General features: G+C 63.0%; 21 protein-coding genes. 14 read left to right on the forward strand and 7 right to left on the reverse strand.

Annotated elements, in window-relative coordinates; genetic code table 11:
* The first annotated feature begins 71 nt into the window (after nt 1-71).
* Nucleotides 72-941, forward strand: coding sequence for an SDR family oxidoreductase (locus ABB28_RS02880; RefSeq protein WP_057507182.1), 870 nt, complete (start codon nt 72-74; stop codon nt 939-941).
* Nucleotides 942-1071: 130 nt separating this feature from the next.
* Here ABB28_RS02880 and ABB28_RS02885 read toward each other — a convergent pair whose 3' ends face one another.
* Nucleotides 1072-1962 (reverse strand): LysR family transcriptional regulator, encoded by an 891-nt coding sequence (locus ABB28_RS02885; RefSeq protein WP_057507183.1) that lies wholly within the window; start codon nt 1960-1962, stop codon nt 1072-1074.
* A 111-nt stretch (nt 1963-2073) separates the two neighbouring features.
* Here ABB28_RS02885 and ABB28_RS02890 point away from each other — a divergent pair, with 111 nt between their 5' ends.
* The 7 genes from ABB28_RS02890 to ABB28_RS02920 all read left to right on the forward strand — a co-directional run bounded on the left by ABB28_RS02890 (nt 2074) and on the right by ABB28_RS02920 (nt 7415).
* Nucleotides 2074-3132 carry an alpha/beta hydrolase gene (locus ABB28_RS02890; RefSeq protein WP_057507184.1) on the forward strand — a complete coding sequence of 353 codons (1059 nt, stop codon included), beginning with the start codon at nt 2074-2076 and terminating at the stop codon, nt 3130-3132.
* Nucleotides 3129-4337, forward strand: coding sequence for an MFS transporter (locus ABB28_RS02895; RefSeq protein WP_057507185.1), 1209 nt, complete (start codon nt 3129-3131; stop codon nt 4335-4337). Before ABB28_RS02890 ends, ABB28_RS02895 begins: the two co-directional genes overlap by 4 nt.
* Before the next feature lie 30 nt (nt 4338-4367).
* The gene (locus ABB28_RS02900; protein ID WP_057507186.1) at nt 4368-5036 is read left to right on the forward strand and encodes a carboxymuconolactone decarboxylase family protein; all 669 of its coding nucleotides are present in this window, start codon (nt 4368-4370) and stop codon (nt 5034-5036) included.
* A 49-nt stretch (nt 5037-5085) separates the two neighbouring features.
* Entirely contained in the window at nt 5086-5463 is a 378-nt protein-coding gene (locus tag ABB28_RS02905) for a putative quinol monooxygenase (RefSeq protein ID WP_057507270.1), read from the forward strand.
* A 309-nt stretch (nt 5464-5772) separates the two neighbouring features.
* Nucleotides 5773-6342, forward strand: a complete 570-nt coding sequence (locus ABB28_RS02910; RefSeq protein ID WP_057507187.1) for a TetR/AcrR family transcriptional regulator — start codon at nt 5773-5775, stop codon at nt 6340-6342.
* Between the two features lie 63 nt (nt 6343-6405).
* Complete coding sequence (locus ABB28_RS02915; protein ID WP_025875918.1) at nt 6406-6882, forward strand: nuclear transport factor 2 family protein; 477 nt, start codon at nt 6406-6408, stop codon at nt 6880-6882.
* Between the two features lie 50 nt (nt 6883-6932).
* Complete coding sequence (locus ABB28_RS02920; RefSeq protein WP_083491880.1) at nt 6933-7415, forward strand: aldo/keto reductase; 483 nt, start codon at nt 6933-6935, stop codon at nt 7413-7415.
* A 94-nt stretch (nt 7416-7509) separates the two neighbouring features.
* Here ABB28_RS02920 and ABB28_RS02925 read toward each other — a convergent pair whose 3' ends face one another.
* Nucleotides 7510-7809 carry a helix-turn-helix domain-containing protein gene (locus ABB28_RS02925; RefSeq protein WP_057507188.1) on the reverse strand — a complete coding sequence of 100 codons (300 nt, stop codon included), beginning with the start codon at nt 7807-7809 and terminating at the stop codon, nt 7510-7512.
* Entirely contained in the window at nt 7806-8222 is a 417-nt protein-coding gene (locus ABB28_RS02930) for a hypothetical protein (RefSeq protein ID WP_057507189.1), read from the reverse strand. The genes ABB28_RS02925 and ABB28_RS02930 overlap by 4 nt, the downstream gene beginning before the upstream one ends.
* Nucleotides 8223-8654: 432 nt before the next feature.
* Here ABB28_RS02930 and ABB28_RS18320 point away from each other — a divergent pair, with 432 nt between their 5' ends.
* The 5 genes from ABB28_RS18320 to ABB28_RS02955 all read left to right on the forward strand — a co-directional run bounded on the left by ABB28_RS18320 (nt 8655) and on the right by ABB28_RS02955 (nt 13804).
* Nucleotides 8655-9386 carry a hypothetical protein gene (locus ABB28_RS18320; RefSeq protein ID WP_057507190.1) on the forward strand — a complete coding sequence of 244 codons (732 nt, stop codon included), beginning with the start codon at nt 8655-8657 and terminating at the stop codon, nt 9384-9386.
* A 124-nt stretch (nt 9387-9510) separates the two neighbouring features.
* Nucleotides 9511-11166: an acetolactate synthase large subunit gene (locus ABB28_RS02940; RefSeq protein WP_057507191.1), complete on the forward strand. Its 1656-nt coding sequence runs from the start codon at nt 9511-9513 to the stop codon at nt 11164-11166.
* A gap of 31 nt (nt 11167-11197) precedes the next feature.
* The gene (locus tag ABB28_RS02945) at nt 11198-12580 is read left to right on the forward strand and encodes an aldehyde dehydrogenase family protein (protein WP_057507192.1); all 1383 of its coding nucleotides are present in this window, start codon (nt 11198-11200) and stop codon (nt 12578-12580) included.
* Nucleotides 12581-12698: 118 nt separating this feature from the next.
* Nucleotides 12699-12968 carry a hypothetical protein gene (locus ABB28_RS02950; protein WP_057507193.1) on the forward strand — a complete coding sequence of 90 codons (270 nt, stop codon included), beginning with the start codon at nt 12699-12701 and terminating at the stop codon, nt 12966-12968.
* 155 nt (nt 12969-13123) lie between these two features.
* The gene (locus ABB28_RS02955; RefSeq protein WP_123699295.1) at nt 13124-13804 is read left to right on the forward strand and encodes a L,D-transpeptidase; all 681 of its coding nucleotides are present in this window, start codon (nt 13124-13126) and stop codon (nt 13802-13804) included.
* Between the two features lie 23 nt (nt 13805-13827).
* Here the strand turns inward: ABB28_RS02955 and ABB28_RS02960 are convergent, their stop codons facing one another.
* The 4 genes from ABB28_RS02960 to ABB28_RS02975 form a co-directional block, all read right to left on the reverse strand.
* Complete coding sequence (locus ABB28_RS02960; protein ID WP_152983368.1) at nt 13828-14415, reverse strand: hypothetical protein; 588 nt, start codon at nt 14413-14415, stop codon at nt 13828-13830.
* A gap of 75 nt (nt 14416-14490) precedes the next feature.
* On the reverse strand, nt 14491-17151 hold the full coding sequence (locus ABB28_RS02965) for an excinuclease ABC subunit UvrA (RefSeq protein ID WP_057507195.1): 2661 nt from the start codon (nt 17149-17151) through the stop codon (nt 14491-14493).
* Nucleotides 17152-17276: 125 nt separating this feature from the next.
* Nucleotides 17277-17759 (reverse strand): MarR family winged helix-turn-helix transcriptional regulator, encoded by a 483-nt coding sequence (locus ABB28_RS02970; protein WP_057507272.1) that lies wholly within the window; start codon nt 17757-17759, stop codon nt 17277-17279.
* A 170-nt stretch (nt 17760-17929) separates the two neighbouring features.
* Entirely contained in the window at nt 17930-18676 is a 747-nt protein-coding gene (locus tag ABB28_RS02975) for a glucose 1-dehydrogenase (protein WP_057507196.1), read from the reverse strand.
* Between the two features lie 467 nt (nt 18677-19143).
* On the opposite strand from ABB28_RS02975, the gene ABB28_RS02980 reads away from it, so the two are divergent.
* Entirely contained in the window at nt 19144-21126 is a 1983-nt protein-coding gene (locus tag ABB28_RS02980) for a hypothetical protein (protein WP_211260347.1), read from the forward strand.
* Nucleotides 21127-21181 lie beyond the last annotated feature (55 nt).

Below are 21181 nucleotides of genomic sequence, written 5' to 3' on the forward strand. Positions count from 1 at the left end.
CAAGTATAGAGTCTATCGGGCCGCAGGCGGATCACCAATCATGAGGCCTCACCCACCACCCGAAGTACCCCATGACCATTCTTGTTACCGGCGCCACTGGCACCATCGGCCGCCAGGTCGTCCAGCACCTCACCCAGCGCGGCGCGGCCATCCGCGCACTGGTCCGCAGCCCCGCGACCGCCAACCTGCCCGCATCCGTGGAGCTGGTGCAGGGCGACATGCTGGATGTGGATGCCCTCCGCCAGGCGCTCGAGGGGGTCTCCACACTGTTCCTGCTCAACGCCGTGGTCGCCGACGAATTCACCCAGGCGCTCATCACCCTCAACGTCGCCAGCGAGGCAGGAGTGAAGCGCGTGGTGTACCTGTCGGTGATCCACAGCGACCGCTACGTCAACGTGCCGCACTTCGCCGGCAAGTTCGGCGTGGAGCGCATGATCGAGCAGATGGGCTTCAGCGCCACGATCCTGCGCCCGGCCTATTTCATCGATAACGACCTCACCATCAAGGACGTGGTGCAGGGCTACGGGGTGTACCCCATGCCGATCGGCAGCAAGGGGCTGGCGATGATCGACACCCGCGACATCGCCGAGATTGCCGCCATTGAACTGCTCAACCGCGAACAGGCGCCGGACAACAGCGCGCTGACCCGACTCAACCTGGTGGGCCCCGAAACGCTCACCGGAGAACAGGTGGCTGCCATCTGGAGCGATGTGCTGAACCGTCCGATCGCCTATGGCGGCGACGACACGGCCGCCTTCGAGCAGAACCTGCGCCAGTTCATGCCGGCGTGGATGGCCTACGACATGCGGCAGATGGCCGAGCGTTTCATCAGCGACGGCATGATGCCGGGCGCGGGTGACGTGGATCGGTTGGTGCAGTTGCTGGGTCGGCCGTTGCGTACGTATGCCGCGTTTGCGGCAGAGCATGCGTCTGCGGGCTGAGGGCCTAGCCTTGGCAGCGGTTCAACCGCTGCCTCGCAGACCGTTCAGCCTTCGCGATCTGGAACATTCGCATGGCAGGCAGATGCTGCTTCGAAGCCTGGCCGGGCGCTGGGCTTATGACTGCTCCTACTCATTCCATCCTCAGCCACCCGACCAGCGCCGTAAATGCGGGCGAGGGCTGCCGGCGGTTTGGGTAGTAAAGGTGGTAGCCGGGGAAGGGTAGGCACCACTTGTCGAGCACGGCAACCAGTCTGCCCTCCGCGATATGCTCGGCGACCATCGGCTCGGGCGCATAGGCCAAACCCAGGCCGTCGATGGCCGCATTGATGACGTGGGTCATGCTGTTGAAGACCAACGGTCCATCGCCGCGCACGGTGAACTCCTTGCCCTTCTCCTCGAACTCCCATGCGTAAATTGCACCGTTTGGGCGATGCCGGATGTGTACGCAGCGGTGTTGCGTAATGTCTGCGGGCTTCTTGGGCTTCGGATGCTTCTCGAAGTAATCGGGCGATCCCACCACGACCAAGCGCCAATCGGGGCCAACCCTGACCGCAATCATGTCCTTGCTGAGCGCCTCGCCCAGCCGGATGCCGGCGTCGAAGCGCTGCTCCACCACGTTGGTAAAACCGTAATCCACGTAAAACTCAAGCGTGATGTCCGGGTACTCGGCCATGAATCCGGCAAGCCGTGGTCGGATGATGGTCTCCATCGAATCATCCGTGCAGGAGATCCGTAGCGTTCCCGCAGGCCGGTCACGCAGGTCTCCGAGCGCTTCGACGCTGGCACCGATAGCCGCGAAGTGCGGCGCGATGGAGCGCATAAGGCGCTCGCCCGCCTCAGTGGGAGAAACGTTGCGCGTGGTCCGGGCCAGCAGGCGAATGCCCAGACGCTCTTCCAGCAGCCGCATCGAATGGCTCAGCGCAGAGGGCGTTACCCCAAGGCGAACGGCGGCTTTGGTGAAGCTCTGCTCTTGGGCCACCACAAGAAAGGCTTGCAGGTCATTGGTCTTCACGGCGCTCATGGACCAATTGTGAGCTCAACTCAACAATGCATCAACTTTCAGCCGGCTTATCGCGGTGGCGGGCGGAACCTATCGTGGCGACCTCAGTCCCCCAACCGAGGCCGTCCTCGCATGAAATCCACCACGTTGCTGCTGGCGCTGCTTGCCAGCTGCGTACTACCGCTTCCCGCCATGGCTGCGGATGCGCCTCGGACAGCCCGTCCCACCGGGTCGGACAATTTCTACCGCAGCCCTACGGTCACGGGTAAGCGCGTCAGCTTCCGCAACCAGTATCAGATGGAGGTAGTGGGCACGCTGTACCAACCCGAGGGCCTGCCTCGCGGCAGCCGCGCCCCCGCCGTGGTGGTTGGCCACCCGATGGGCGCGGTGAAGGAGCAGAGCTCGCAGCTCTACGCGCAGAAGCTTGCCGAACAGGGCTTTGTTACGCTGGCGATCGATCTTTCTTTCTGGGGAGAGAGCGGCGGCGCCCCGCGGCATCTGGTGGCGCCGGAAATCTATTCAGACGACATCAGTGCCGCCGTAGACTTCCTGAGTACGCAGGCCTATGTGGACCCGGATCGGATTGGCGGCCTGGGTATCTGTGGCAGCGGCAGCTTTGTGATCAGCGCCGCCAAGATCGACCCGCGCATCAAGGCCATCGCCACGGTGAGCATGTACGACATGGGTGCGGCGGCACGGCAGGGGCTGAACAACGGGCAGTCGCTGGACCAGCGCAAGGCGGTGATCCAGTCCGCAACCGACCAGCGCCTGGCAGAGTTCAAGGGCGGGACGGCAGTGTACGTGCCAGGCACGGTCAACAAACTCGATGCTGACACCCCTGCCATCCAACGCGAGTTCTTCGACTTCTACCGCACTCCGCGCGGCGCCTACACGCCCAAGGGCGATACGGCAGAGCAGACGACCCAGCCGCTCTTCAGCAGCCTGGTCAAATTCATGAACTTCTATCCCTTCAATGACATCGAGACCATCTCACCCCGGCCGATGCTGTTCGTCTCCGGTGACGCCGCACATTCACGCGAGTTCAGCGAAGACGCATACCAAAGGGCGGGCCAGCCGAAGGAGCTCCACTGGGTGAAGGGTGCGGGTCACGTGGACCTGTATGACCGTACCAACCTGATTCCCTTCGAGAAACTGACGACGTTCTTCCAGCGCGGCCTGGCCGGGAAATGAGCCACACACACGCGATTGCAGATCGCGCCAACTGGGGCGGCGTGCTGTCGATGACGCTGTGTGTCTTCGCGTTGATCGCCTCGGAATTCATGCCGGTCAGCCTGCTGACTCCATTGGCGGCAGATCTGGGCGTGACCGAAGGGCTTGCCGGGTACGGCATCGCCATTTCGGGAGCCTTTGCGGTGCTGACCAGCCTGTCGATCTCCCGGTTGGGGGGCAACATGAACCGACGAACGATGCTGCTGATCCTCACCGCATTGATGGCAGTGTCGGGTGTGGTGGTAGCTTTGGCTCCGAACTATCCGGTCTACATGATGGGGCGTGCACTGATCGGCGTGGTGATCGGTGGGTTCTGGTCACTGTCTGCCGCAACGGCAATGCGGCTGGTTCCGGCTGCGAAGGTCCCGCGCGCCTTGGCGATATTCAACAGCGGCAATGCGCTTGCAACGGTGGTTGCGGCGCCACTGGGCAGCTACCTGGGCGACATGATCGGATGGCGAGGCGCTTTCCTGTGCCTTCTGCCGGTGGCTGCCATAGCTCTCGCATGGCAGTGGGTTTGTCTGCCCTCCATGCCCGCGGAAAGCGGGCCGTCTCAAAGCGGGCTGGTCGCGCTGTTCCGGCGGCGTGTGGTGGCACTTGGCATGCTTGCCTGCGGTGCCTTCTTCATGGGGCAATTTGCCCTGTTCACCTACGTGCGGCCGTTCCTGGAGCGGGTGACCAGTGGCGGAACGTCTGCTGTACCGCTGGTGCTGCTGGCCATCGGCCTGAGCGGCTTCGTGGGCACGCTCGTCATTGGCGTGTTCATCAGGCGTGGGCTTTACCGAACGCTGGTGGCCATTCCAGCCTTGATGGCGCTCATTGCTGTGGCCTTGGTTCCACTGGGGCCCCAGCTTTGGCCGACCGCCGCACTGCTCTCGGCTTGGGGCCTGCTGGCAACGGCCGCACCGGTGGGCTGGTGGAGCTGGCTGGCCCGCACTTTCACTGACAACGCAGAGGCCGGCGGCGGGCTGATGGTGGCGGTGGTGCAGTGCTCCATCGCACTTGGCTCGACCGTGGGCGGACTGCTGTTTGACAGTCTCGGCTTTGCCAGTACGTTCCTGGCCAGTGCTGGCCTGTTGCTGTGCGCCGCGCTGCTCGCTTATGCCACGGCGTCCGACCGTGCGACCACGTCGCGGGCGGTGGTCGCCGTGGCGGCCCGGGGCTGACAGATTGCTTTCGCAGACTAAGGAGAAGCTATGAACGTCTACTCAAACGCGGGTTCTGCCATCGAACTGGACTCCCGCCAGCAAGCCATCATTCCGATCAGCGCCTCCGCAGCTGCCGGCAACATGGATAGCCTTCGGGAGGCGCTGAATCAAGGCTTGGACGCGGGGCTGAGTCTGGCCGAAGCGCGAGAAATCCTCGTGCAGGTCTACGCCTATGCGGGCTTTCCGCGCAGCCTGAACGCGTTGACCGAACTGATGAAGGTGGCCGAGGCGCGCAGGAAGAGGGGCATCCAGGACGAAGCCGGCCGCGAGCCTGCCAGGCCGATCCCCCAGGGCGACGCATTGCTCGCTGCAGGCACCGCGAACCAGACCAAGCTGGCTGGTGGCCCGGTCTCAGGGCCATTATTCGATTTCGCACCGCAGGCAAACGATTATCTGCGTACGCACCTGTTTGGCGACATCTTCGAGCGCGACAACCTGGATTGGCAGAGCCGTGAGTTGGCCACGGTCAGCATGCTGGCAGCGATGTCCGGGGTGGAGCCTCAATTGCAGTCCCACATAGGCATGAGCATGAACATTGGGCTGCGCCCAGAGCATCTGTACCAGCTGGCGGATGTGCTCGAAGCACACGTCGGCGTGGAGGCTGCGGGACGTGTTCGCGTCGGCATTCACCGTCAGCTGGAAGTGGGGAAAAAATGATGCGCACGCGAAAGAGTTCTTTACTGTCATGCGCACCCGGGAGGATCAAGTGAACAAGATCATCGTCGCCACGTTGCTCAGTATGTTGGCGTGCTCCTTCAGTGTTGGAGCGGGGGAGACACAGATGACACGACTATCAAAGATCACCGTCGATGCAGACTATCTGCCCGCCTATCGAGATGCGTTGTCGGAAGAAGATCGCGCCTCAATGGCGCTTGAGCCAGGCGTGCTGTCGTTGTATGCGGTTTTTGACAAGGAAGATCCGACTCGACTGACGATCCTTGAAATCTATGCGAGTCGTGAGGCCTACGAGCAGCATGTAAAGAGTCCGCACTTCCTCAAGTACAAGAACGGGACGCTGCACATGGTCAAGTCCCTGGAGCTGGTTGATGTTGAACCTCTCCTGCCGGAGCTGAAGATCAAGTAGCAGTGAGCCTGGCTGGACGGACATGTGATATCCCAAGGACTCTCTTACGTGTACGGAATCCGCCGTCAGTGCGTCGGCCCGTCAGCTCTGCATTCACAGATGTGCTGACAGTGTTCGGAGCCCGCTTCTGGCCGGAAGCGGAAGCTGGCGTGTGCATGCAATCCGAGGCAGATATTGCTCAACCCGGCCGGGCGCTACAGGTTGTAGAAACGTCCGGATTGCCTGGCAGGTCGAGTACGGTAACTGTGCCGCCGAGCTGATGTGCACGCGGCAGTTGACAAGGTAGAACGATCGTTCTACTTTGGCGCCATGGATAAGACAACGACCGACACCCGACTGAAGATCCTGGACACGGCGGAGACGCTGATTTACCAGAACGGGATACATGCGACCGGCATGGATCTTCTGGTGAAGACCTCTGGCGTCGCGCGCAAGAGCATTTACCGACACTTTGAAAACAAGGACCAGGTTGCCGCAGCCGCGTTGAACGCGCGGGACGTGCGCTGGCTCAGTTGGTTCAGGCAGGAATGCGACAAGGCCGGCAGCCCGGAAGCGCGCATCCTGGGCATGTTCACGGTGCTCAAAGGTTGGTTCAAGTCCGAGGGCTATCGCGGATGTGCCTTCATCAACACGGCAGGCGAGGTCGGGGATTCCCACGACCCGATCCGCAGGATCGCCAAGCACCACAAGCAGAAACTGCTTGATTACACGCTGGAACTCACCGGGCAACTGAACATCGCGCAGCCGGCAGTGCTGGCGCAGCAGCTGCTGGTTCTGATGGAAGGTGCAATCACCGTATCGCGCGTGATGGGTGACTACGACGCCGCAGACACCGCAAGGGATGTTGCGCAGTTGTTGTTGAAGCACGCCACGCGCTAACGCCGCAGTAACCGAAATCCCGCCGCAGTACCCCGTTCATCCATCTCCATTGGAGGCCCCACCGTGTCCGCTGAAGCACCCCGTCCCCCCCTTCCCCCGTTCACTCTCGAATCTGCGATACAGAAAGTTCGTTTGGCAGAAGATGGCTGGAATTCCCGCGATGCCGACAAGGTGGCGCTTGCCTATTCGCTCGACACCCAGTGGCGAAACCGCGCCGAGTTCACCAATGGCCGCGAGGAAGCCCGGCAGTTCCTTGCCCGAAAGTGGAAGAAAGAGCTTGAGTATCGCCTGATCAAGGAGTTGTGGGCATTCACCGGAAACCGCATCGCCGTGCGCTACGCCTATGAATGGCGCGACGACTCTGGAAACTGGTTCCGCTCTTACGGAAACGAGAACTGGGAATTCGGTGCGGATGGTCTGATGGAGCGCCGCTTCTCGTGCATCAACGACATGCCCATCAAGGACAGCGAACGTAAGTTCCACTGGCCACTGGGGCGCCGCCCGGATGATCACCCGGGGCTGTCCGACCTGGGCATGTAAGTTGTGGAGCCAACGTGAGGAAGGCCTGATGTCCAGCTCCTAGTGCCGCCGTGCAGAGTGAGTACTCGCTCTGGACCCGCAACGTGGAGCTCAATGGCGTGCTGGATACCTGCAATGAGCTGGGTATCGGTTTCGTGCCGTGGGCACCGCTCGGAGAGGGCTTCCTCACCGGGAAGATCGACACGTCCACCACGTTTGATGAGAAGGCAGACTTCCGCGCGGGCTTCCCCAGGTTTTCCAAGGAATTCATGCCGCTCAACCTGCCCATCATCGCGTGGATCAAGCAGTACGGGGCAAAGAAGGGCGTTACGCCTTCCCAGGTCTCCCTGGCCTGGTTGCTGGCGAATGGACCCAATATCGTTCCCATCCCCGGCACCCGCAGCGTAGAGCATCTGCTGGAAAACTTGGGGGCAAGCCGCTTCCGGTTGAGCCAGGCCGATGTCCAGGAAATCGACACGTCGCTGTCCCGGTTCCCGGTATTCGGTGACCGCATGCGCGAAGCCCATATGAGCCAGATCGACTACACGATCTAAGGCCTATCGGCCCCGGCCGGCGTGCGCAGCGCCTTCGGACGGTTTGTTTCGGAATTGCGGCAGGGCGCAGCGCTGCGTTCTGCCGTTGATATCCCTAGCCGGATTTCACCTCTACCCGGAGCTGCACCCCAAGCGCGCGGGTCACCTGCAGCACCGACTCGAAGTGCAGCGGACGCGTGCCGTTCAATTGCCTTCGCATGAAGTCGGTGCCCACGCCACAAGCCTTGGCGACATCGTCCAGCCCATCCAGTTCCGCCACCAGCAGCAAGGCACGCGAGAACGTGGCCTCATCGCAGCCGTCCTTGCGCAGGCGCGCATCCAGGAACTCCGCACGCTGTGCGGCGCGGGCTTCGGGACTGTTGACCGCCGTTCCGGCGAAAGCGTCTTCGCTCATGGCTCGCCCCACATTTCTGCCATCGACGATTTGACCATCTCACGCCCGCAGACGATCAGGCCTTCCACCATCTGCCCGGTGATCTGGGCTTCCGGGTGCCCCTCGGGCTTGGCCACGTGTACCGCGTGCAGGATCTCCAGGACCGATCCCAGCGCCTGCAGGGTGCGGATCGGTACGCCGACCTTGCCGTGTCGCTTTAGTTCGGCATGGCTGTCCGGGCCGAGCAGCGGGGCATCGCTGCCGACGTCAGGTACCAGCCGCAGGTTGACGGTGTGCTCACTGCGCGCGCGCAGCTGTTCGGTCTCTTCGAGCCGATGCTCAAGCCGTTCGATGAAGTAGGGAGGGAACTCGCTGATCCGGTCGCCGATCAGGGCGTACAGGCGCTTGGCGCTGAGGGGGTAGTTGGTTTCCATCGGTCGTCCTTCGCATGGCTTGGGGCCACCTGCGCAGACGCGCAAGGTGGCGGGCGATGCGGGTTGGCATACCGGTGGTTTTACAAGGCAAAAATTCCGGCGGATCAGGATCCCCACACATCGCCCGCCATGGAACCTACGGGCAATGCTGTGCATTCTCCGCCGTGCCCAAGGGGGCAAAACAGAGCCAATTGCCTTCCAAAACCAAACAGGATGCCAATCCCGGCTGTTGCTCTTCGGCTTCAGCACGTCCAGCTTGCGATGGGGTGGGGGAGGCGTCCATGAGGATAGTTGCGAAGTTGGCGCTTGCGACGGGGCGGTAGCCACGGGAGATCGCCCCGTCAGACATGGCGTCACGCTACTATCAGCGGACAGCGAGCCCGCGCACGCAGCCAGCTCGTGCCGCCTACAGACAGACCGAGGAACCCCGCAATGGATATGCAGGTAAGTGACTGCAATGGCGCCGACGCCGACGCCGGCGCGAAGCCCGTAACAGGTGAGCTGACCTTTTCCTGGTTGTTCGAGCAAGTGCAGGGCTACGCGGCCCACAGCATCTATCCGAAGCCTTCACGGCTGGAAAAAGGCGGCACCTGGGTGGGCGTGGTGGCCACAGGACTGGGGCTGCTGACTGCCGCTTTGCCGGGCAGCCTGTTTCCCGCAGGCTCGCAGATACTGATTCTCATGGCGTGTCTTCTTATCGAGGTCACTGGCTTCCTGCTGTCCTTCGTGCTGATGCTCAAGAGAGAAGGTCGGCAGTACCTCAAACCTCGGCTGACCCATGCGGCCGAGATGGATGGTGATTTCGCGTACTGGGCTTATCTGGTTGATCAGCTCCGGACATTCCCGCGTCATGACCGCGAGCAGCGGCTTCGCTTTGCAAACAGCCTGCGTCACTCAATGACCGACCGGATGGGCCTGGTGTTCGGCGGGCTGCAGAAGCTTGGCTTCTTCCCCGTGCTGGTGGCCCTCTACCTGCAGCTTCGTGGCTGGCAATGGGGAGACTGGGCCGGCGCGTTCGACGTCAATCCGGCTGCTGCCATTCTGATTTTCTTGATGGTCCTGCTGTATGCCCTTGGCTGGGTTCTCGTAGGAATTCGTACCAGGCTGGAGACCTATGTGAATCTGCTCGAGGCGTCGCTGGCCGATCAGCCACCGAGTCACTGATCCCCAGCCGCCGCACCGGGGTGTAACACCGACACAGCGTTCCACGCCCAGCCATTCATTTCCAGACTCGCCGTAATACCCCCGGGCGTATAGTGGTCGCATCCTCACCGCAAGGATCGACGCTATGCAGAAGGGCTCGGATCTACTGGTCAAGGCACTGGAAAACGAGGGCGTAGACCGTATTTTCGGCGTGCCGGGCGAAGAGAATCTGGACTTCCTGGAGTCACTCCGGAACTCGAAGATTGAACTCGTCCTCACCCGTCATGAGCAGGCAGCCGCCTTCATGGCCGCCACCCACGGCCGGCTCACCGGCAGGCCCGGCGTATGCCTGGCAACGTTGGGACCGGGCGCACTGAACTTCTCCACCGGCGCGGCGTATGCCCACCTGGGTGCGTGGCCGATGATCCTCATCACCGGCCAGAAGGCGGTGATGAGTGCCAAGCAGGCGCGCTTCCAGATCGTGGATATCGTGGCGTCGATGAAACCGCTCACGAAAATGACGCGGCAGATCGTCAGCCCGGCCTCGATCCCCGCCATGGTGCGTGATGCCTTCCGTGTGGCAATGGAAGAGCGGCCCGGGCCGGTCCATCTGGAGCTGCCGGAGGATATCGCCGGCGAGGAAGTCGAGGATGTCCCGGTCATCCCCATCCACGCACTGGAGCGCCCTATTGCAGCGCCCGCCGCGCTGGATCGAGCAGAGGCGGCCATCCTGGCGGCCAAGCGCCCGCTTGTGATGATCGGCGCGGCCGGAAGCCGGCCATGGCTGACCGAGGCGCTGTCCGCATTCGTGGCGCGCACCCGGCTGCCATTCTTCAATACGCAGATGGGCAAGGGCGCCGTGACCGGTGGCTCCAACCTCTATATGGGCACGGCGGCGCTGTCCGAAGGGGATTATGTCCACGAAGCGGTGGCGCGCGCCGACCTGATCATCGCCATCGGCCATGACACGATTGAAAAGCCGCCCTTCCTGATGAAGAGCAGCGGCGGGCCGAAGGTCATCCATATCAGCTTCCAGTCGGCCACGGTCGAGCAGGTCTACCACCCGGATATCGAAGTACTGGGCGACATCGGCGCCTCGGTGGAGGCCCTGGCCGAGCGGCTGGAAGGCCGCTTGCCTGCCGACGAAGGCATGACCGAACTGCGGCAGAAGATCCTCGCCCGGCTCAATGATCGTGCCGACGAAGACCGTTTCCCGATCACCCCGCAACGGATCGTGCACGACGTGCGCCAGGCCGTGCCGGACGATGGCATCGTCTGCCTCGACAACGGCATGTACAAGATCTGGTTTGCCCGCAACTACCGCACGCATGTGGCCAACACGCTGCTGCTCGACAATGCGCTGGCCACCATGGGCGCCGGGCTGCCGTCGGCGATGATGGCGGCAATGCTCTACCCGCAGCGGCGGGTGCTGGCGGTGTGCGGCGATGGCGGCTTCATGATGAACTCGCAGGAGCTGGAAACCGCTGTGCGGCTGGGGCTGAACCTGGTCGTGGTGATCCTCAACGACAGTGCCTACGGCATGATCCGCTGGAAGCAGGCCGTTGATGGTTTCGAGGATTTCGGCATGCGCTTTGGCAATCCCGATTTCGTCAAGTATGCCGAGGCCTACGGCGCGAAGGGCAGCCGGGTGAGCGCCGTCGAGGAGCTGGTGCCGATGATCGAGGCCGCCTTCGCCGGCGGTGGCGTCCACGTGCTGGACGTGCCCATCGACTATTCCGAAAACACCCGCGTGCTGGTCGATGAACTGCGCAACCGCACGCCGGACGTGGGCTGCGCCTGAGCCTGCCCTGACCCTATGAAAGGAGCCCACCATGCTGACCGTCGTACAGGCCTTCGACCGCGCGCCCATCACGGAAATAGGATTCGACACCGCCGCAGCGCTGGAACAGAAGCTCAGCGCCGCCGAGCGGGTGTTCAAGGACCGCGACGGCTGGCTGCCGCCGCACGAGCGCATCGCGATCCTGCGCAGGCTGGCCGCCTTGATGGATGCCAAGCGTGACCACCTTGCGCTGCAGATCGCACGCGAGGGCGGCAAGCCATTGCCGGATGCCATCATCGAGACCACCCGTGCCATCGACGGCGTCCACAACGCCGCCGACGAACTACGCAACTTTGGCGGCCGCGAGATCCCGATGGGCCTTTCAGCAGCGGCGGTGGGGCGCTGGGCGTTCACCACCCGCGAGCCCATCGGCATCGTGGCGGCGATCTCCGCGTTCAACCACCCGCTCAACCTGATCGTGCACCAGGTCGCCCCGGCCATCGCCGTCGGTTGCCCGGTCATCATCAAACCGGCGTCGGCAACGCCGCTGTCGTGCCTGGATTTAGTGGCGATGGTGCATGAAGCCGGGTTGCCCGAGCCGTGGTGCCAGAGCTTCATGCCCGAAGGCAACGACCTGGCCGAGGCGCTGGCCACCGACAAGCGCGTTGCCTTCCTGAGCTTCATCGGATCGGCGAGGGTAGGGTGGTCGCTGCACAGCAAGCTGGCACACGGCGCCCGTTCGGCGCTGGAACACGGCGGGGTTGCGCCGGCCATCGTCGACCGCAACGCAGACCTGTCCAGGATCATCGAACCCATCGTCAAGGGTGGCTATTACCATGCCGGCCAGGTGTGCGTTTCCACCCAGCGCATCTTCGTCCATGACGATATTGCCGATGACTTCACCGAGGCGCTGGTCGCTCGTGTGGAACGGCTGCGCACCGGCGACCCGACCCTGAAAGACACCGACGTGGGCCCACTGATCCAGCCCCGCGAGGCGGACCGTGTCGCCGAATGGATCGATGAAGCAGTGAAGGGCGGTGCGAAGCTCGCCACGGGCGGCAAGCGGCTATCGGAGACGACGCTGCAGCCGACCGTGCTGCTGGATCCGGCCAGCGACGCACGGGTGACCACGCAGGAAGTCTTCGGGCCGGTGGTGGCGGTGTATCGCTACGCCGATCTGGACGAAGCCATCAGCCGGGCCAACTCGCTGCCCACCGCATTCCAGGCCAGTATTTTTACCCAGGACATCGATATCGCCCTGCGTGCGGCGAACCGGCTGGATGCTTCGGCGGTGATGATCAACGATGCCACTGCGTTCCGCACGGACTGGATGCCGTTTGCCGGCAGGCGCGAGTCCGGCTATGGCACCGGGGGCATTCCGTACACCATGCGCGACATGTCGCAGGAGAAAATGATCCTGATGCACAGAAGCTGAGCGGGCAGGGCGCGCCTTCACGCTGCCTCGACCTCCCCCGGCATCAACTGAACGTCGGTCATGGCTCTGGCGAAAACGCCGCTATAGTCCGAACACCCCAGACGACGGAGACAGTGAAATGTTCCTTACCAAACAGCATCTGACGACCGCACGTACGCTCGGTGTCGCACTCATCGCCGGCGTCAGCCTCAGCGCCTGCGCCACCTACAAAGACGATTTCGCACGCATCGATTCGCGCCTCGACCAGCTCGACGTCAAGGTGCAGGGCGCAGCCCAGAGCGCCGAATCGGCCAACCAGTCCGCGACCCAGGCCAACCAGCGCCTTGACCAGATCGAAGGCCGCGTGCAGCAGCTCGAACAGGCGCCCCGCCGCAAGCCGCGCGGTTGATCGCTTTGCTCACCTCACGGTGAATGGTTGAACCAGGGACCGGTGGCCCTCGCAGGCCACCGGCTTCCTTAGGGCATTGGAAGATGACTCGAAAGAACAGTCCCATCCGCAACAACTCCTCTTTCCGACTACGCCCCCTGTGTGGCGCGCTGGTCATCGCCCTGGCCTTCGCCAGCGTTGGCACGGTCAGTGCGAAGAACTCCGCTGCCCAGTCGGTAACCGCGGTTGATGAGCTTCCGGAAGGGCAGACGGTGTCCGATACCGTGATCGAACTGGCGGGCTGGGTTGTTGCTTCGAAGGACAGCCAAGGTTACCCGTTCGCGGTCATGGACAAGGCTGCTGCACAGGTGCTGGTGTTCGACGGCGAAGGCAAGCTCCGCGGCGCAGCCCCGGCACTGTTCGGCTCTGCGAAAGGTGATCACACCGCCCCCGGCGTTGCGGGCCTGGCGCTTCGCGAGATTCCAGGCCGGGACCGCACTACGCCCGCCGGTCGCTTCATAGGCGGCTACGGTCCGTCGATCGATGCCGGACGCGTGCTGTGGGTGGATTATGATTCCGGCGTTGCGTTGCATCCCATCGCCACGGGCGTGCCAGCGGAAAAGCGCGCTGAGCGGCTTGCTTCGGCTTCGCCGGATGACAACCGGGTCACGCATGGCTGCATCAACATCTCGCCTACGTTCTATGAGCAGATTGTCCGTACTACGTTCGAACGTGGCGGGGTGTTCTACGTGCTCCCGGACAAGGCCTCGATAGCGGAGACGTTCCCTGAGTTCGCGGAAAGTCGTGGTGCTGCTAAAGATGAAGGCGGGAAGAGCGAGCGCTCTGCACGCAAGTAAAGGGCAGGGCGGGCGGCAAGCCTTCAGCCTGCTTCTGCCCTCAAGCGGTCGCACGTTTCCTTTGCGCGCTGCATGCCCATGCCTTCCGGCGAGGCCGGATCGGGGTCACCCAGGGTGAACACTTCCATGCGGGCATCGTGTGCAGCACGCACCTTGGGTGCGGCCAGAACTGCGGCCATCAGCTGCGGCAATGCAACGTCGTCGCGCTGGGCAAGGAAGGCCTTGAGCTCGGCGGCAGTGTAGGACTGGATAAGCACCTGATCGAATGCCGCTTGACCAGCGGGGTCCTGGATACCGTCCGCCAGGCGCTTTACACCGGCTGACAGAAAACCGGCCATGGCGGTCTGGATTGCTTGCCTGCAGGCAGGGGGATCTTCCGGCGATGAAATACCTTCACCGCTGCCAAAGGCGCGCAGGAAGTCCTGGCCTTCGTTGAGGACCTGCCGTGTCACGATCTGTGTGTTGACCTCATGGGCGAGTTCAAGCGGCGTGGCGGCAAATGAGGGCACGCTGGTCACGGCCAGCATCGCCGCGCTGCTCCAGCGCACCATACGGCCCCAGCGCGCTGAGACGACTGGCCTCGCAGCAGCAATCTGTTCTACTTCTTTCATGTGCACCAAGCGTCTCGCGATGAGGCGCGCAAGGATAGCGCATCAACTGCAGGACCATTGAGGCCAAGTCTGGGCTCAGCCGCTGCGCGACAGCTCGCGCGCGAGGAACGGTGCCGTCGTGCTCGCCTTGGCGCGAGCCACCTGCTGGGGCGTCCCCTTCGCCACGATGGTGCCGCCTGCCGCACCTGCGCCAGGCCCCACGTCAATCACCCAATCGGCCTGTGCGACCGCGCGCATGTCATGCTCGATCATCACCACCGTGTTGCCCGCATCAACCAACCGCTGCAGCTGAAGCATCAGCCTGTCCGCGTCCGATGCATGCAGGCCGGTCGTGGGCTCATCAAGCACATAGAGCGTGCGACCGCGCTGGCCGCGCTGCAGCTCGGTTGCCAGCTTGATGCGTTGCGCCTCACCGCCTGAAAGCTCCGTCGCCGGCTGGCCCAGCCGCAGATAGCCCAAGCCGATATCCCGAAGCACCTGCAGCGGGCGGGCAATCGCATCTTCCTCGCCGAAGAACGCGTGCGCCTGGTCGACCGTCAACTGCAGGACCTCGGCGATGTTGCGGCTATTCCACAGCACCTTCAGCGTGGCCTCGTTGTAGCGCGCGCCGTGGCATGCAGGGCAGGGCGCATAGACGCTGGGCATGAACAGCAGCTCGACGCTGACGAATCCTTCGCCCTCGCAGGTCGGGCATCTGCCCTTGGCCACGTTGAACGAGAAGCGGCCCGCATCGAAGCGGCGTCGGCGTGCGTCGGGCGTGCTGGCAAACAGCTTGCGCACGTGGTCGAACAGCCCGGTGTAGGTGGCCAGGTTGGACCGCGGCGTGCGGCCGATGGGCTTCTGGTCCACCTGGACAACCCGCTGGATGGCATCCACATCGCCTGCCAGCCGGCCGCGCGTTGCTTCGATGACGGTTGGCCCATCGGTGGGCGCGACATCGGCGCCATCGTCCGGCGGCTCGTGGCCCAGATGCAGCAGTACCAGCTCCGGCAGTGCCTGCGCCATCAGGCTGGACTTGCCCGACCCTGAAATGCCGGTTACGGCCGTCAGCAATCCCAGCGGCAGCTGCGCATCCACGCCCTGCAGGTTGTGGCGGTGGATACCCTTCAGTTCCAGCCAGCTCTCGGCGTTGCGCTTGCGGCTCGCAGGCGCAGGCACCTGGTCGAAAAGATACTGGGCGGTGCGCGAATCCCGCACCTGGCGCAGGCCATCGGGCTCGCCACTATAGAGGACGCGCCCGCCATGCTCGCCCGCGTGCGGGCCGACATCCACCAGCCACTGCGCGCGGCGCATCAGCTCCAGATCGTGTTCGACGACGAAAACCGAGTTTCCCCCGTCGCGCAGCTGGCCAAGCGCATCGTACAGCGCCTCGCTGTCGGCAGGGTGCAGGCCAGCCGATGGCTCATCCAGTACGTACAACACGCCGAAGAGCAGCGAGCTCAGCTGGGTACCCAGTCGCAGGCGCTGCAGTTCGCCGGCCGAAAGCGTGGGTGTCGCGCGATCCAGGGACAGGTACCCCACGCCGAGCGAACGCAGCTGCGACACACGCGCCATGATGCCGCCAGCGAGCCGCTGGGCCGCCATGCGCTTTTCCTCCGACAGGGCCGAAGTCAGGCGTACGTCCGGGGCGGCGGCATGGGCGGCGGCATGGGCGGCGCCCCCGCTTGCCACACGCTTCGCCCGGTCGCGGCGTGTCGCGCTGCTGCTGCGTGAGCCCCGGCTGTGTGCGCTGAAATCACCTTGCGCCACAGGTTCCAGCAGCTCCGCCAGTTGATCCAATGGCAGCCGCATGAACTCGCCGATGTCCACGCCGGCGAAGGTGACCGACAGCGCTTCCGGTTTCAGGCGCTTGCCCTGGCAGGCAGGGCACAGCTTGCCTTCCATGTAGCGGGAAACCCGCTTGCGCATCAGCGCGCTCTGGGTCGTGGCAAAGGTGTGCAGTACGTAGCGGCGGGCGCCGGTGAAGGTCCCCATGTAGCTGGGTTCGAGCTTGCGCTTCAGCGCGGCGCGGGTTTCGGCCGGGGTGAAGCCTGCATAGACCGGCACGCTCGGCGCGTCCTCGGTGAACAGGATCCACTCCCTGTCCTTCTTCGGCAGCTTCTTCCACGGCACGTCGATGTCGTAGCCCAGCGTGACCAGGATGTCGCGCAGGTTCTGGCCGTGCCATGCAGGCGGCCAGGAGGCGATCGCACGTTCGCGGATGGTCAGCGACGGGTCCGGAACCATCAGCGCTTCGGTTACCTCGTAGACGTGCCCAAGGCCATGGCAGGTGCTGCAGGCGCCCTGCGGGGTATTGGGTGAGAAGTCCTCGGCGTAGAGCATGGGCTGGCCGGGCGGGTAGGCCCCTGCACGCGAGTACATCATCCGCACCAGGCTGGACAGCGTGGTCACACTGCCTACCGATGAGCGCGCATTGCTGGCCCCGCGCTGCTGCTGCAGCGCTACCGCCGGCGGCAGCCCGTCGATGGCATCCACATCGGGCACGCCGGCCTGGTCGATCAGGCGCCGTGCGTAGGGCGCTACGGACTCGAAATAGCGCCGCTGTGCCTCAGCGAAGACAGTGCCGAAGGCCAGTGATGACTTTCCCGAACCCGATACCCCCGAGAACACGACCAGTGCATTGCGCGGAATGGAGACATCGACGTTCTTGAGATTATGCTCGCGCGCTCCGCGGACTTCGATGCAACCGCTGGCTACGGCAGCGGAGGATGACGGATCGATGGGCGGGTGGGGCATGGCGGCGTTCCTGCGGGCAGTGAGCGGCACGCATCACAGCGCGCCCGATGGCTCATTCTCGCTGCTGTGGGGTGAACGTGGGTGAGGGCGCCAGAGAAGCTTCTTTCGTCAAGCAAGCCGGCCGATCACGGCTCAGACATCTCGGGCTGGAGCGCTGCACTCGAGAACGCCAGGCATTGGCGCTCAAGATTGCGCAACACCCTCACTGCAATCTGACCCTCCACGTCGTCCATTCCGGCAAGCAATTCGGTCCGTAGGGTGTCCAGTGCCTCAGCGAGTTTGAGTGACAGGGCGCGCCCTCGCTTGGTCAGATGCAAGGTCTTGGCGCGGCCATCGGATGGATCCCGCTGGCGCTTCAACAAACCATCGCGCTCAAGCTGCGTGACCGATCGCGCAATGGCTGCCGGATCCAGCGCCGATTCCTCGGCCACGTCTCTCTGGCGGATCCCATCGCCCAGCCGGGCAATCACCAGCACGACCGCCGCTATGGACAGCGAAACACCGGACTGCGCAAGCGCTATCCCGGCTGCACGCTGCCATGCGCGCCCGGCGGGCAACACCGTCCAGGTCAACGTAGTTCGCCAGTCCTCGCCGTCCTGCATCGACATATCGCGTAAGCCCCAATGGTGACGGTCCGGAGCCAGGCGCCCCGGTTCTGCTTGCTCCCCCGCAGCACCGCAGCACCGCAGCCTGGTGCCGAGCATCTCGGCACTACGGGTGACGCGTCATTTGGATCTTATCCTTCCCACCTGCCTGGATCAATTCACAGGGGTCATGCTTATTGGGCAAGCAAGCCGCCGTCAACGACGTGCTCGTGTCCGGTTATGTAGGACGATTCGTCGGATGCCAGGAAGAGCACGAGGTTGCTGACTTCACTGGCCCTGGCGATACGTCCAAGCGGAATCATGGACACTGCCTCGCCGCCGTTTTCGTCAGTACCCTCTACCATCATCGGTGTCTGGATGAAGCCAGGGTGGACAGAGTTCACGCGAATATTATCGGCGCCATACTCGATTGCCGTAGCCTTGCTCATCCCTCGCACGGCGAACTTGCTGCCTACATACGCCAAACTCGGGAATCCGTAATTTGCGGCCATTCCAGCGATCGACGAGACATTTATGATCGATCCACCCTTGGCCTTGAGCATCGATGGAATGACAGCCTTCATGCCGAGGTAGACGGCATTCTGGTTGATCGCGCAGACCTTCAGGAAATCTTCTTCCGAGATATCCGCAGTCTTGGCGATCGGGCCAAGAATTCCCGCGTTATTGACCAGGATCGTAACGTTGCCGAAGGCCGTCTCCGCCTCGGCCACTACCTTCTGCCATGCGTCCCAGCTCGTAACGTCCTGCTGGACGAAACGTACGTCATCTCCAAGCTCCGACGCCAGAGCGCGACCTCCCTCGGCATTGACGTCGGTGAAAACAACCTTCGCCCCTTCTGCGACGAAATTCCGCACATGTGACGCACCCATGCCCTGTGCGGCACCAGTGACGATAGCTACTTTGCCCTGCAATCTGCTCATCGTTCATCTCCTGTGATTGACACGGCGTCGCTGCCGCCAGTGAAGCCAGTCTGGCTTCCGATAGATGACGCGTCAATGAATTGGATGTAGGCTGGAGCGCCTGAAGAGTCCTGTCATTCCTGCAATGGTGCGCAGCATCCGCTTGGCGAAGGTGATCGAAAGGCACGGGCGGGGGCGCGGGGCACACTGGTGTGGCGGGAGCCGAGTGTGGACGGCCTCGGCGCTGCCCTGGTTTTATCAGCGCGGTAAGCCGTGTAATGCCTGCACCAAGAGCAGCGGAGTAGACCTGTGCAGCTCTGCATTCTTCACCGTGCTGCTGCGCCTGCCAGGTGTAATGTCCTGAGCGACCGCAAGCTTTGCGCCCCTTCCGCCTTTGTTCTAAGTACTACAAAAAAATGATCACTAAGCCTGTCAAGAATCACGCGAAAAGCCCTATGACTCTCTTGCGGCGGCGCTCGCTTGCCTTGATGACGACCTTCGTCATGAGCAGCTCGGTGGCCATTGCCAGCCCTTGCAGCAGTCCTGCAAACGGTGCAGCAATGCTGATCGACGCGACATGTGTGGATCCTGAGTTTGCCAAGCCGATCATAGATGCGAAGGAAAACATCTCCACACCCATCAAGGGGCTGCGAGTGTCAGGACATTTTGAGGGCTCGAATGCGAGGTTCCAGTTCGTGTTCCCTGAAAAGGAACAATGGGACGGTCGCTTCTACCAGCAGGTTTATCCGAATACACCGACCGTGGCAGATGAGGTGGTGAAGTTCGGCGCCAATGACGGCGCGTACACCGTGCACACTGCTTCCAGCGGCGGATACCGCCTTGATGCGGCGGCGGCCAAATTTGCCAAGACGATCGCGGCAGACTACTACGGAACCTCGGGGAGAATCTTCGGATATGTTTACGGAGGCAGCGGCGGCTCGTACCAGGTGATAGGTGCCGTTGAGAACACCGTGGGTGTCTGGGACGGTGGCGTGCCATATGTCATGGGCACGCAAACGTCCATTCCCAACAACTTCTTCATCCGCGCATTTGCACGGCTCGTGCTTAGCCGGCACGCCAGCAGGATTTCTGACGCAGTGGCGCCGGGTGGAAGCGGAGACGTCTACAGCGGCCTGAGCACCACCGAACAAGGCGTTCTTTCCGAGGTGTCTGAGCTGGGGGTGCCGCTTCGAGGCTGGGAAGACGCGACCTATCTGTTGGGGCTGGAGGAAGGGGGCGGACTGCTGGGGTTCCTCGGTAGTGTCCAAGCCGCCGATCCTACCTACGTAGAAGACTTCTGGAGTAAATCGGGATATCTGGGGGCCGAGGCATCGGAGCTGGGGAACCTGGTTCGCGCTTCGCGAGTCCGCTACGACAGTGTGCTGAAGAGCGTGCAACCCGGCAATGGTGATGGCGTGTTCGAGGTGCAGGTCGAGCAGGCACCTCCTGAGTCGGCATTCTTTCCTGTCGAGCTCACGGTTCTGAAGAAGGACGGCACGCAAGCGGGACGTATTCTGACGATGTACGACCGCGTCAATCGATCCTTCCGTATCGAAACCGCAGGGCACCCAAGCCTTGCAGAAGCGCTCCTGGTGGGTGCACGGGTCAGGCTGGACAACTCCTGGCCTTTGGCAGCCACCACGTATCATCGCCACCAAGTGCCGGAAAGCAGTGATTTTACGGCCTGGAACATCTTAAGGGACTCACGGGGCCAGCCTCGATATCCCCAGCGAACACCTGTCCTGGCAAGTGGTATTGCTCAGAGCGTGACGGGGGGCTCGACGTATTCCGGTGACTTGCGCTTCAAGGCCATCATTGTTTCCAACCTGCTGGATGTCGACGCATTCCCTTGGCACGGGGCTTGGTACCACGACAGGGTCAAATCCACGTTGGGCGCCCGTGCTGATCAGATGTCCCGGCTCTGGCTGAATGACAACGCCGATCACCTTGATGGGCAGGTCATAGCCTCCGGCAGCGCAGATGCCCAGCGATTGCGGCTGATCAACTACACCGGCATCGTCCAGCAGGCGGTGAGGGATGTCAGCGCATGGGCTGAAAAGGGCACGCCGCCGGCGAAATCCACCGCGTACCGGTTCAGCAAGGGGCAAATGTCCGTTCCCGCGAACGCATCGGCTAAAGGCGGTATCCAGCCCGTCGTAACGCTTTCTCTCCGCGGTGCCCGGCAAGCACGCGTCCGTACAGGCACCCCCGTCGAGTTGAGGGTGCAGGCCCGCGTACCCGCTGGTGCGGGTAACGTGATTGCAGTGGAGTGGAGCGACACCGGGGATCATCAGCTGGTATCTGACAGAGTTGCTCCTGCCCAGAAACGGATCACTGCTGTTCGAACCGTCACGTTCGACAAGCCCGGCACCTATTATCCGGCCGTGATGGTTACAAGTACCCGCCTCGGCAACGACTCCAGGTTTGGTCGCGTATCAAACCTTGCTCGTGTCCGCGTCGTAGTTGAGTAGGCAGGGTGGGTTGCCGACCGTCGCGGTCTGAGGGCGTTGCGGGCTGCAGCTGCCA

The sequence above is a fragment of the Stenotrophomonas chelatiphaga genome (assembly GCF_001431535.1).
GTDB classification, from domain to species: domain Bacteria; phylum Pseudomonadota; class Gammaproteobacteria; order Xanthomonadales; family Xanthomonadaceae; genus Stenotrophomonas; species Stenotrophomonas chelatiphaga.

Bases quoted from the DNA above. Each gene is read 5' to 3' on its own strand.
- ABB28_RS02880 (WP_057507182.1), top strand. From the start codon at position 72: ATGACCATTCTTGTTACCGGCGCCACTGGCACCATCGGCCGCCAGGTC.
- ABB28_RS02885 (WP_057507183.1), bottom strand. From the start codon at position 1,962: ATGAGCGCCGTGAAGACCAATGACCTGCAAGCCTTTCTTGTGGTGGCC.
- ABB28_RS02890 (WP_057507184.1), top strand. From the start codon at position 2,074: ATGAAATCCACCACGTTGCTGCTGGCGCTGCTTGCCAGCTGCGTACTA.
- ABB28_RS02895 (WP_057507185.1), top strand. From the start codon at position 3,129: ATGAGCCACACACACGCGATTGCAGATCGCGCCAACTGGGGCGGCGTG.
- ABB28_RS02900 (WP_057507186.1), top strand. From the start codon at position 4,368: ATGAACGTCTACTCAAACGCGGGTTCTGCCATCGAACTGGACTCCCGC.
- ABB28_RS02910 (WP_057507187.1), top strand. From the start codon at position 5,773: ATGGATAAGACAACGACCGACACCCGACTGAAGATCCTGGACACGGCG.
- ABB28_RS02925 (WP_057507188.1), bottom strand. From the start codon at position 7,809: ATGAGCGAAGACGCTTTCGCCGGAACGGCGGTCAACAGTCCCGAAGCC.
- ABB28_RS02930 (WP_057507189.1), bottom strand. From the start codon at position 8,222: ATGGAAACCAACTACCCCCTCAGCGCCAAGCGCCTGTACGCCCTGATC.
- ABB28_RS18320 (WP_057507190.1), top strand. From the start codon at position 8,655: ATGGATATGCAGGTAAGTGACTGCAATGGCGCCGACGCCGACGCCGGC.
- ABB28_RS02940 (WP_057507191.1), top strand. From the start codon at position 9,511: ATGCAGAAGGGCTCGGATCTACTGGTCAAGGCACTGGAAAACGAGGGC.
- ABB28_RS02945 (WP_057507192.1), top strand. From the start codon at position 11,198: ATGCTGACCGTCGTACAGGCCTTCGACCGCGCGCCCATCACGGAAATA.
- ABB28_RS02950 (WP_057507193.1), top strand. From the start codon at position 12,699: ATGTTCCTTACCAAACAGCATCTGACGACCGCACGTACGCTCGGTGTC.
- ABB28_RS02960 (WP_152983368.1), bottom strand. From the start codon at position 14,415: ATGAAAGAAGTAGAACAGATTGCTGCTGCGAGGCCAGTCGTCTCAGCG.
- ABB28_RS02965 (WP_057507195.1), bottom strand. From the start codon at position 17,151: ATGCCCCACCCGCCCATCGATCCGTCATCCTCCGCTGCCGTAGCCAGC.
- ABB28_RS02970 (WP_057507272.1), bottom strand. From the start codon at position 17,759: ATGTCGATGCAGGACGGCGAGGACTGGCGAACTACGTTGACCTGGACG.
- ABB28_RS02975 (WP_057507196.1), bottom strand. From the start codon at position 18,676: ATGAGCAGATTGCAGGGCAAAGTAGCTATCGTCACTGGTGCCGCACAG.
- ABB28_RS02980 (WP_211260347.1), top strand. From the start codon at position 19,144: ATGACGACCTTCGTCATGAGCAGCTCGGTGGCCATTGCCAGCCCTTGC.